This window comes from Actinokineospora enzanensis DSM 44649, assembly GCF_000374445.1.
In the GTDB taxonomy this organism is placed as follows: domain Bacteria; phylum Actinomycetota; class Actinomycetes; order Mycobacteriales; family Pseudonocardiaceae; genus Actinokineospora; species Actinokineospora enzanensis.
Map to the genome: position 1 here is coordinate 33,690 of NZ_KB894431.1, position 12,321 is coordinate 46,010.

3 protein-coding genes are annotated in these 12,321 nt (G+C 72.8%); all 3 read left to right on the top strand.

Going from position 1 to position 12,321, the window contains the following annotated elements; genetic code table 11:
* Window positions 1-2 precede the first annotated feature (2 nt).
* The 3 genes from C503_RS0127735 to C503_RS0127750 all read left to right on the top strand — a co-directional run bounded on the left by C503_RS0127735 (window position 3) and on the right by C503_RS0127750 (window position 12,198).
* On the top strand, window positions 3-10,199 hold the full coding sequence (locus C503_RS0127735; RefSeq protein ID WP_018685484.1) for a non-ribosomal peptide synthetase: 10,197 nt from the start codon (window positions 3-5) through the stop codon (window positions 10,197-10,199).
* A 91-nt stretch (window positions 10,200-10,290) separates the two neighbouring features.
* A complete protein-coding gene (locus C503_RS0127745) occupies window positions 10,291-11,688 on the top strand; it encodes a DHA2 family efflux MFS transporter permease subunit (protein ID WP_018685486.1) in 1,398 nt (465 codons plus the stop codon).
* Window positions 11,689-11,886: 198 nt separating this feature from the next.
* Window positions 11,887-12,198, top strand: coding sequence for a hypothetical protein (locus C503_RS0127750; RefSeq protein ID WP_156893567.1), 312 nt, complete (start codon window positions 11,887-11,889; stop codon window positions 12,196-12,198).
* Window positions 12,199-12,321: the final 123 nt, after the last annotated feature.

The following is a 12,321-nucleotide window of genomic DNA, read 5'->3' on the forward strand; positions in this document are numbered from 1 at the left end:
CGTTGAGCACAGCCCACGCCCACCCCGGGACCGAGTCCGAGTCGGCCGCGCCCGGGATCACCTGGGAGCTGACCCGCGCCCAGCGCGGCATCTGGGACGCGCAGCGCCTGGAGCCGGACTCGCCGTACTACGTCGTCGGCGACGTGCTGGAGATCGGCGGCGGCGAGCCGGTGGACGTCGAGGCGCTGCGCGCGGCGATCCGCGCGACCACCGAGGAGGCGGACAGCCTGCGGCTGCGGGTGTTCGCCACCGCGGACGGGCCGCGTCAGGTGCTGTCCGCCGAGCCGGTGCCGCTGCCGGAGGTGGTCGACCTGCGCGGCGCGCCGGACCCGATAGCCGCCGCGCACGCGTTCGTCGACCGGGAACGCCGCCGGGTCGCCGAGGCGTGTCGGGAGATGGTGGACCGGCCGTTGTTCTCGCACAAGGTGTTGCGCCTGACCGACCGGGAGGTGTGGTTCACGCAGCTGGGCCACCACCTGGTGTTCGACGGCTACACCGCCGCCATGCTGGCCCGCCGCACCGCCGCCCACTACACGGCCCTGGTGCAGGGGAACCCGCCCGCTCCGTCGCCGTTCGGGCGGTTCGCCGATGTGGTCGCCGCCGACCGCGACTACCTCGCCGGTGAACGGGCCGAGAAGGACCGGGCGTACTGGCGCGAGCGGTTCACCCCGCTACCGGACCTGGACGACGTCGTGGGCGGGACCGGCCTTCCCGAACACACGGTCACCGCTCGCGCCGTGTTGCCCGCGAGCGACCTCGCACGGCTGGGCGAGATCGCCGAGAGCGTGGGCGCGACCTGGGGTGAGGCGCTCATCGCCTGCTATGCCACGTTCCTGCACCGGGTGCTGGGCCGCGACGACGTGGTGTTCGCGCTGCCGTTGATGTGCCGGTTCGGTTCCGCGCTGCGCACCCCGGCCATGGCGGTCAACGTGCTGCCCCTGCGGGTCGCGGTGTCCGGCGGTGACGGCCTGGCCGAGGTGACCGCGCGGGTTGCCGTGGCGATGCGCGAGATGCGCGCGCACCAGCGCTATCGCGGCGAGGACCTGCCCCGTGACCTGGCCGTGCCCGGCGCGGGCGCGCTGCTGCACGGGCGGGGCGTGAACCTCAAGGCGTTCGACCTCGCGCTCGACTTCGCCGGGTCGGCCGGGACCATGCGCAACGTCGCGGGCGGGCCGCCGGAGGACATGGGGCTGAGCGTCCTGCCGACCGCGGATGGCGGGTTGTTGCTGGGCTTCGAGGTCGACGCCCGCACCCACGACCAGGCCGGGGTCGATCGCAGGCTGGACTCGTTGCTCGCGCTGCTGCACGGCCTGACGGGCCCGGACACACCCGCGATCGGCCGGGTCGACCTGGTCGCGCCCGAGGACCGCGCGGCCCTGCTCGACGCGTGGTGCACGAAGGCCGCGCCGGGCGCGCCGCGCGATGTGCCCGGCCTGCTGGCGGATCTTGCCTTGGACCACCGTGGACAGACGGCGCTGGTGTGCGGGGCGGAGCGTCTGACCATCGCGGAGCTGGTCGCCCGGGTGCGTCGACTGGCCCGTGCCCTGCGGGCGCGTGGTGTCGGCGCGGACGAGGTGGTCGCGCTGCCGCTGACCCGGTCGACCGATCTCGTCGTCGCCCTGCTGGCGGTGCTCGACGCGGGCGCCGCCTTCCTCCCGCTCGACGTCGAGCACCCGGCACCACGACTGCGCGCGACGATCACCGAGGCGGGCGCCGTGCTCGTGCTGGCCGAGTCGTCCACTGTGGACGCCGTGCCGCCGGAGGTGCCGCACCTGATACTCGACGCGCCGGAGGTACGCGCGGAACTGGCCGGGTTGCCCGATCTTCCACTGTCCGCCGAGGAACTTTCGGCGCCCCGGCACCCTGATCACCTCGCCTACGTCATCTTCACCTCCGGCTCCACCGGCACCCCCAAGGGCGTGCTGGGGCGCGTCGGCGGCCTGGCCTCGCTCGTGCACCACCATCGGTCCACCACGGTGGCCGGGGCCGCGCGGGCGGCCGGGCGGCGGCTGCGTGCCGCGCACACGTACTCGTTCGCCTTCGACTCCGCGCTCGACCAGCTGGTGTGGTTGCTGTGCGGGCACGAACTGCACCTCTACGACGCCGAGACCGCACGCGACGCGACCGCGTTGCTCGCCGCGTTCGGGCGAGACGCCATCGACGTGGTCGACACCACGCCGTCGATGGCCGCCCCGCTGCTGGACTCGGGCCTGCTCGACAGCTCCCGCCGACCGACGTTGCTCATTCTCGGCGGGGAGGCCGCGCCGCCCGCGATGTGGCGCCGGATAGCGGAATCCGGTGTCGCCGCCCGCAACCTCTACGGCCCGACAGAGGCCACTGTGGACAGTGTAGGTGCCCGGATCGACGGCGGTGAGCCGGTGATCGGGTTCCCGGTCCCCGGGACCCGCGTCTACCTGCTGGACAACGCGCTGCGCGTGGTGCCGCCGGGCAGCGTCGGAGAACTGTACCTGGCAGGCCCGCACCTGGCGCGCGGCTACCTGGACCGACCGGGCGCCACCGCCGAGCGATTCGTCGCCGACCCGTTCGGCGCCACCGGTGATCGGATGTACCGCACCGGGGACCTGGCCCGGTGGGTGCCGGGCCGAGGTCTGGCGTACCTGGGCCGTCGCGACGGGCAGGTCAAGGTACGCGGCCACCGGGTCGAACTCGGCGAGGTCGAGGCCGCGCTGGGCGCGCTGCCCGGAGTGGGCGCTGCGGCGGCCGCCGTGCGTACCGACACCGGCACGGCCCGTCTCGTGGGCTATGTCGTGCCCGCCGCGCGGACCACCGCGCTCGACCCGGACGAGGTCCGCGCGGCGTTGGCGGAGGGGGTGCCGGACCACCTGGTGCCCACGGCCGTGGTCGTGCTCGACGCGCTTCCCATGACCACCAACGGAAAGCTCGACCGCGCCGCCCTGCCCGCCCCCCGAGCCGCCGGGGGCGGCCGGGCCCCGACCACGGAACGGGAACGACTGCTCTGCGCCGCCGTCGCCGAGGTGGTCGGGGTGCAGCGGGTCGGCCCGGACGACGACTTCTTCGCGGTCGGCGGCGACAGCATCACCGCGATCAGCGTCAGCAGCAGGCTGCGCGCGCACGGTCTGGACCTGCGCCCCCGTGACCTACTCGGCCGTGGCAGCTTCGCCGCGCTGGCCGCCGCCGGGCGTGATCTCGTCGAGGTGCAGGCGGTGGTGGTCGACGAGCCCACCGGGCCGGTGCCCGCGCCACCCATCGTGCGCGCCCTGCTCGAACCGCACCCCGATCACGCCTCGATCGCGGGCTACGCGCAGTGGACCACGTTGCGCGTCAACGGATCCCTGACCCTCGCGGACCTCACCCGTGGCGTCCGCGCGCTGGTCGACCACCATGACGCCCTGCGCCTGCGGGTGTCGCCCTCCGGCGAGCTGGTCGTGGTCTCCGGGCCCTCGGCACACCGGGTCGTCGAGTCCACAGGGGACGATCCGGGCGCGGTGGCGAAAGCGTTGGCCGCCGCGCTCGACCCGGCTGCGGGCGAGGTCGTGCGGGTCGCCGTGCTGCGCACGCCGTCGGACGCCCCGGACGAGGTCGTGATCGTGGTCCACCATCTCGCTGTGGACGGTGTGTCGTGGCGGGTCCTGGTTCCCGACCTGCAAGCCGCCTGCGCAGGCTCGCCGCTCCTGCCGGTCGGTACCTCCTGGCGCCGACACGCGCTCCGGCTTGCCGAGCAGGGCGCCACCGGCGCCCGCCGGGCCGAGATCGACCACTGGCGCGCCTCCCGCGACGATTTCCGGCTCGGTGCTCGGCCGTTGGACCAGTCCGTCGACACCACGGCCACCGCCCACCGCACCACCACCGTCGCCTCGCCCGAGGCGAGCGCAGCCGTCCTTACCGGACTGACCACCGCCTACCGCGCGGGTTCCGATGAGGTGCTTCTGGCCGCGCTCGTTCTTGCCCTGCGGCTGTGGCGCGGCGACGAACGCGACACGGTGACCGTCACCGTGGAAGGGCACGGTCGGGATCAAGCCGGGCTCGACCTCGCCCGCACCGTCGGCTGGTTCACCGCCGAGCACCCCCTGCGCCTGCCCGCCGACGCCGTGCGCACGCCCGCCGACCTGGCCGACGCCCTCGCCGGTGGCGCTGCCGCAGGTCGGTTGGTGCGTGCGGTCAAGGAGGCCAAGCGCGCGGTTCCCGACAACGGCATCGGGTACGGCGTCCTGCGCCACCTCGATCCCGAGACCCGTGCGGACTTCGCCGCGATCCCGCCACCGGACGTGCTGCTCAACTACCTGGGCCGGTTCGCCCCGGCGACCGATGGCGGGTGGCGGCTGCCCGACGACGACCCGTTCGCCGTGATCGAGCCCCCGGCCAAGGCGCTGGAACAGGTACTCGCGCTCAACTGCTTCGTCCGCGCGGGCACCGAGCCGCGCATCGCCGTCGAATGGACCGCCGCCGGACTGGTCCTCGGCCCGCACGCGCTCGCCTGCCTGCGGCTCGCCTGGGACGAGGCGCTCGCCGCCCTCGCCGCGCACGCCGAACGTCTGGGCCGGGACGGCGGCGGTCTCACCCCGTCCGACCTGCCGCTGGTCGACCTCGACCAGGACGCCATCGACGAGCTGGAGCGGCGCGGCCGGGTGCTCGACGTCCTGCCCGCCACGTCCCTGCAGGTCGGCTTGGCCTTCCACACCCAGCTGCGCGGCGACCAGGACACCGACGTCTACGTCGTGCAGGCGGTCACCCTGCTGCGCGGCGCCCTCGACCACGACCGGATGCGCGCGGCGACCGGCGAGCTGCTGCGCAGGCATCCCGCGCTGCGCGTCCACCTGCACACCACCACGGGCGGCGAGGTCGTCCAGGTCGTCCCGACAGAGGTCACTCTCGACTGGCGGCGGGTCGACCTGTCCGGACACACTCCCGACGAGCGCGCCCGGCTGGTGGCCGAGCACTGCCGCGTCGACCTGGAACGGCCATTCGACACCGCCGTCCCGCCGCTGGTGCGCTTCCTGCTGTGCACGCTCGGCCCCGACGAGCACCGCCTGGTCATCACCAACCATCACGCGCTGCTCGACGGCTGGTCGATGCCGCTGGTCGGCCGCACCCTGCTGGCCACCTATGCCGAACTCGGCGGCGGACCCGCCGCACCGACCGGCCCGTCCCTGACCGACTACCACCGCCTGCTGGCGAGCCGCGACCACGCCGCCGGGCTCGATGCCTGGCGTGTCGCGTTGGCCGGTCTCGACGGGGGCACCCGACTCGCCCCGGCCGCCGTGGCGTCCACAGTGGAGCGTCCGGAGCGGGTGACCGTCAACCTGGGCACGGAGTTCAGCGAGCGGCTGCGCGCGTTCGCCCGCGCGCAGGGCGTGACCGCCACGACCGTGTTCCAGACCGCGTGGGGAGTGCTGCTCGGCAGGCTGACCGGGCGCAACGACGTGGTGTTCGGCTGTCCCGTCTCCGGCAGGCCCGCCGAACTCGACGGTGTCGACCGCGTGATCGGCCAACTCGGCAACACCATCCCGGTCCGCGTGCGCGCCGGAGTGGCCGAGACGGCCGCCGCCGTCCTCGCGCGGGTGCAGGCCGAGAGCGCCGCCCTGGTCGAGCATCACCACGTCGGCCTGCCGGACGTGCAGCGCGCGGCGGGGCTGGGCGAGCTGTTCGACACCATGCTGGTGATGGAGAACTTCCCGCTCTCCGACCGGAGTCGCACCCCGCTCGCCCCCGGCCTCGACCTGGTGGGCGTGGACATCATCGACGCGACGCACTACCCGCTGACCGTGATCGTGATCCCCGGGGCGGAGATCGTCGTCGGCCTCGGCTACCAGCCGCGCGCCTTCGACGAGGACACCGTGCGGCGCTACGGCCACTGGCTGCGCACACTGCTCGACGAGATCATCACCGACCCGGACCGCCCCGTCGCCCGGCTACGCGCGCTCGACGCCACCGAGCACCGGGCGATGCTGGCGCTGGGGGAGGGACCCGAGCCGAGCAGGCAGGTCGGCGGCTGCCTCGCGGAGTTCGGGCGCTGGGTGTGCGAGACGCCTGACGCGGAGGCGGTCGTGTGCCGTGACCGCAGCCTGTCCTACGCCGAACTCGACCGCCGCGCCAACCGCCTCGCCCACGCCCTACGCGCGCAGGGCGTGCGTCCGCAGGACCCGGTGGCGGTGCTGCTCGACCGGGACGTCGAGCTGGTGGTGGCACTGTTCGGTGTGCTCAAGGCGGGCGCGGTGCACGTCCCGATGGACCCGACCTACCCGGTCGACCGCCTCCGGTTCATGATCGACGACATCGCCCCCACCGCGGTGATCGCCACCGGCAGGCCCGCCATCCCGGTCGCGGTCCCGGTGGTCGACCCAGTCGCGTTCGGACCGTCCACTTGGGATATCGACCCGACCGAGTCCCGACCGGACATCACCGACGACTCGATCGCCTACGTCATCTACACCTCCGGCACCACGGGCAGGCCCAAGGGCGTCGCCATCCCGCATCGCGGCCTGCCCAGCCTGGTCACCCTGCAGGAGGACATCGTCGGCATCGGCGAGCGCGAGCGCTACCTGCACTTCGCCTCGACCAGCTTCGATGTCGCCTTCTGGCAGTTCATGCTGCCACTGCTGTCCGGCGGCACCTCGGTCATCGCGCCCGAGGAGGCGCGGGTGCCCGGCGACGAGCTGCTGGACTACATCGTCGAGCACCGGGTGACCGGGGTGAACCTGCTGCCCTCGTTCGTCGCGGCGATCCCCGACGACAGCGCGATCGCCCGCGACGTGCTCGTCATGATCGGCGCCGAGCGGCTCGACCCCGAACTCGCCCACCGCTGGGGCGACCGCCGCGCGCTGTTCAACGCCTACGGGCCCACCGAGGTCACCATCAATTCCGTCACCTGGCACTACCGACCGGACGACCCGGGCCCGCTGCCGATCGGCCGCCCCGACCCGCAGGTGCGCGCCTACGTCCTCGACGCGGGCCTGCTCCCGGTCGGCGTCGGCGTGGCGGGCGAGCTGTACCTGGCAGGCCCCAAACTGGCCCGGGGTTATGTCAACCGCGCCGCACTGACCGCCGAACGGTTCGTCGCCGACCCCTTCGGCCCGGCGGGCGAGCGCATGTACCGCACCGGCGACCTGGTGCGCTGGCGGCCGGACGGTCAGCTGGTGTTTCTCGGCCGGACCGACCATCAGGTCAAGGTGCGCGGGTTCCGCATCGAACTCGCCGAGATCGAGACCGTGTTGGGCAGGCATCCGGCCGTACGCGCCTGCGCCGTGATCGTCCGTGACTCCAGACTGATCGGCTACGTCCTGCCCGACGGCACCGCTCCCGACCCGGCCGCACTGCGCGCACACCTGGCCGCCGATCTTCCCGACCACATGGTGCCCACGACTTTCGTGACCGTCGACCGGTTGCCCCTGGGCCCCACCGGCAAACTCGACCGCGACGCCCTACCCGACCCCGTCCTGCACACCGCGACCGAGGCCCGGGAACCGTCCACCCCGGCCGAGGCCACGCTGCTCACGGTATTCCGCGAGATACTCGGCAACGTCCACCTGGACCACTCCTTCCTGGACATCGGGGGCGACAGCATCGTCTCCCTCCGGGTGGTCTCCCGGGCTCGCCGCGCGGGCCTCACTCTCACCGCCCGCGACGTCTTCGAGGGCGGCACGATCGCCGGAATCGCGGCCCGCTGCGGAGCTGTTGTGTCCACAGAGGACATTCCCGCCGTCGGCGACATCCCCCTCACCCCGATCATGCACGACCTACTGCGGCGCGGCCCCGCGAACTCCTTCTGCCAGTGGGTCCGGATATGCGTACCCCCAAGCGACGCCGCGACGTGGCACGGAGTCCTCGACGCCATCCTCACCCGCCACGACGCAGTGCGCGCCCACCTGATCGACGAACCGACGTCGCGTGACCCCGAAGCGGGTCCGGTGTTGCGCGTTCCCGAAGCGGGTGCCGTGACCGGCGCGGACGTACTCACCGTGGTGACCGCCACCAATGATCCGGACGTGCAAGCCCTGGAGCACATCACCCGTGCCCGCGCCGCGATGGATCCGCGCACCGGGCCACTTCTGCGCGCGGTGTGGATCGACGCGGGGCCGTCCCGTCTCGGCAGGCTCGTCCTCATCGCCCACCACCTCGTGGTCGACGCCGTGTCCTGGCGCGTCCTGCTCGACGACATCGCCCAGGCCCACGCGGGCGCCACCCTGCCCCGCCACGGCATGTCCCTGCTGGGCTGGGCGAAGGCCCTGCGCGACGCCGTACCCGCGCGGCAGAGCGAACGCCCGCACTGGCACCGTGTCGCCGCCGCCCCGCCCTCCTCGCTGCCCGCGCTCGACCCGGTTCGGGACATCGCGGCCACCGCCCGCCACCACCACGTCCGGATCGACCCGGCCACCACCCGCGCCGCGATCACCACCCTGCCCGCCGCGTACCGCACCACCCCCGACACCGTCCTGCTCACCGCGCTCGCCCGCGCGGTCGCGGCCTGGCGCGGCACGACACCCGACCTGCTCGTCGCGCTGGAGGGCCACGGCCGCCCGGCACACCGCCCGGACTTCTCCGGCCCGGTGGACCTATCGCAAACGGTGGGCTGGTTCACCGCCGTGCACCCGGCCCGGATCACCCCACCCGCAGGCACCGCACCCGCCCTACGCGCCGTCCGCGAACACCTCCGCGCCGCAGGCGACGGCCTCGGCCACGGAATCCTGGGCGGCGACCTGGTACGCCCACCCGAGGTCGGCTGGAACTACCTCGGCCGCTTCCCCGCCGCCCCCGGCGAGGAAACCGCCTGGCAGCCCCCACCGGACGCCGACCCACTCGGCTCCGGTGGCGAGGACCTGCCGCTGCCGCAAGCCCTCATGGTGAACGCCCTCCTGCGTGACGACGAACTGGGCGTCCGCATCACCTGGCCCGCCGCCCTGTTCACCCCCTCGGAGATCGCGGAGCTGGGCGACCACTTCGCCCACGAACTCACCGAACTCACCGCCGACGTGCCCAACGGCGACCTCCTCCCGTTGACACCGCTACAGGAACTCATGCTCGACCAGGCCCGCACAGGCAGCGACCCCTACACGGTCCAGGCCGTCTTCACCCTCGACGGCGACCTCGACCCGACGGCCCTCCACACCGCAGGCACGCTCCTGCTGACCCGCCACCCCAACCTCGGCGCCGTGTTCCCACCCGGCCACGCCGTCCAGGTCATTCCCGCTCGCCCCTGGCCCGGTTTCAGCGTGCTGGAGGTCGACGATGCCGACCGGGACCGGGTGCTGGCCGAGGACCTGGCCGAACCGTTCGACCTTGCCACCGGACCGCTCTTCCGTCTCACCGTGCTGCGGCGCGGACCCGGCCGCCACGACCTCGTCCTGACCAGCCACCACCTGCTGTCCGACGGCTGGTCGGCCCCACGGATCCTGACCGAGCTGTTCGCCCTCTACAGCGGAACCGAACTACCCGACCCCACCCCGTTCGCCCACTACACCCGATGGCTGGCCGCCCACGACCACGCCGCCGACCTGCGAGCCTGGCAATCCGAACTGGCCGATCTACCTGAGGGCGACCACCTGCTGCACGGCAGGCACGCCACCGTCACCGCAGCCGACCCGGTCCTGTTCACCGTGCCCACCCCGACCGTCGCCGCCCTCGCCACCGCAGGCGCCGATCGCGGTCTCACCCCCAACACCATGCTCCAGGGCGCCTGGGCAACGGTTCTCGCCGCACGCTCCGGCCGTCGCGACGTCACCTTCGGCACCATGGTCGCCTGCCGGACCCCCGAGGTGGCGGGAGTGGAGGACATCCTCGGCCTGCTGGCCAACACCGTCCCGGTCCGCGCTCGCCTCGACGGAACCGTCGCCGAGGCACTGGCGGACACGCAGTCGCGTCAGCAGTCGATGGTCGAACACCAGCACATCGGCATCCCCGAACTCACCACCCTCACCGGCCGCGAGCGCCTGTTCGACACCCTCCTGGTATTCGAGAACTACCCAGTCGACCCCAACCGCCTGCGCGAACCCGCTCCCGGCCTCATCGTCACCGAAACCCGCTTCCGCGAACGCACCCACCACCCACTCACCCTCACCGTCGTCCCCACCGACGACGGCTGGACGGGCGTTCTCTCACCCCAGGCCGGGGTCTTCTCTCCCGACGAGGTCGACGCCATCGCCACCGATCTCATGCACGCCCTGCGTGTGCTGCCTGCCTTGCTCGACGAGGACGTGGACCGGCTGTTGGGGGAGTTCACGTGAGTACCGATAAGCGTTGGCTGGGCGCGTTTTCGTCCTTCGACCGACCGGTTCTGCTCGATGACGACGTGGACCGCCTGCCGAAGGAGAGCACGTGAGCACCGACGCGGCGCGCCCCACCGTCGACCGGGCCCTGTGGCGGGCCGCGTTCGTCCTGGTGCTCGGCACGTTCATGGCCACTCTCGACAGCACCATCGTCTCGGTGGCCCTGGACGTCCTCGTCGACCGATTCGCCGTCTCGGTCACGGACATCCACTGGGTCAGCACCGCCTACCTGCTCGCCGTCGTCGCCGCCGTCCCGGCATCCGGCTGGCTGGCCGACCGCGTCGGCGGCAGGCGTGCGTGGGCGGCGGCGATCGCGGTGTTCCTGTTGGCGTCGCTGCTCTGCGCGCTGGCATGGTCGCTGCCCAGCCTCATCGCCTTCCGGGTGCTGCAAGGCGCGGCGGGAGGGCTGCTGCCACCCCTGGGACAGGCCCTGCTCGCCCGTGCCGCGGGCCCGGATCGCATCGGCCGGGTGATCAGCGTGGTCTCCGTGGTCCCCCTGCTGTCCCCGGTCCTGGGCCCCCTCGCAGGCGGGGCCATCCTCGGCGTCGCCTCCTGGCCCTGGCTGTTCTGCGTCAACATCCCCATCGGCGCCGTCGCCCTGCTGCTGGTACGCCGATGCGTCCCCGCAGGCGCCCGAGCCGACCACCGCACCCCCTTCGACCTGCGCGGCGCCGCCCTGCTCTCACCCGGCCTGGCCGTACTCGTCTACGGCCTGACCGGCTTGAGCCACGCGGGCTCGGTCCCGCTCAGCGTCACCGCGATCGTCGTGGGCGCGTCGATGCTCGTGGCCTTCGTCGTGCACGGTCTGCGCATGGCGGGCGTCCCCCTGATCGACCCGCGCCTGTTCACCCGCCCCCCGTTCGGCGTGGCGGCGATGGCCCTGGTGGTCCTGGGCGCCTCGGTCTTCGGCACGATGTTCCTGCTCCCGCTCTACCTACAGCGCGCGGCAGGCCAGACGGCGTGGGAGACCGGTCTCCTGCTCGCCCCCCAAGGCATCGGCGCCGCCCTCGGTTCGGTGTGGGTCAGCCGGGTCGTGCACCGCGTCGCGCCCCGAACCCTGGTGCTGACCGGAATCGTCCTGGTCGCCCTGGGCACGGCCGTGTTCACCCAACTGGACCACGACATCCCCGACGCCGCCATCGCGGTATCCCTGCTGGTGCGCGGCCTGGGCGCGGCGATGATCGGCGCCCCGATCATGACCCTCGCCTACCGCGCCGTCGCCGCCGCCCAACTCCCGCGCGCGGCCGGGGCCCTCAGCCTGCTCAACACCCTCGGCGGATCCGTGGGCACCGCGGCCCTGGCCGTCATCCTGCAATCCCGGCTGACCGTCCACGGCCCCGACTCCCCAGCGGCATTCGCCGACACCTTCTGGTGGGTACTCGCCGCAAGTGTCCTGGCCGCCTTGGCCGCCACCCGCCTGCCCCGGCCACAACGAAAGCCGGGCTGAGTCCGCCTCATTTCGGTGCACGCGGTATTCCGCCGAGCCCGCCGCAAGGAATCTTTCCGCCCAGGATTCCATCGAGTGGGTTCTTGGCGAGAATTCACCCGTTTGTCGGAGAGTCAAGCCCGGAGCTCACTCGATGTAGTGGGTGGGACCTCCGATAGCTCCCTCGACGACAATTCCTCGACGAAAGGGGTGTGCGCCATGGCTTGGGCAAAGGATGTCGATGACGAGATAGAACGACTGTCGCGCAGTGTGACCGCGCGGGACGTGCGGCAGGCGTTGGTGTCGCTGGCCAGGGTCGGCGGGGAGATCGGCGCGATCGTCTCGGTCGGGTTGGGCGCGGCCACGCTGGCGGCGACCCTGCTCCCGGGCATCGGGCTGCCGGTCGCGGGCGGGACCTTGGCGCTGGTGGCCAAGAAGGCGATGGAGGGATACGCGTCGCTGGACGCCGACGAGCGCAAGCAGGTGCGCGTCATAGCCGCCTACGTGCGCAAACTGCACCTCGGCAGGTGACGCGTCCGGCGGGCCGTCAGCGTTTGCGGATGCGGCTCCCGGAGCAGAAATGCCAGGAGAGAGTCAACCGCGGATCCGATCATCGCGGAAGTTTCCGGCGGAGCATCCAATGTATCCATGGGA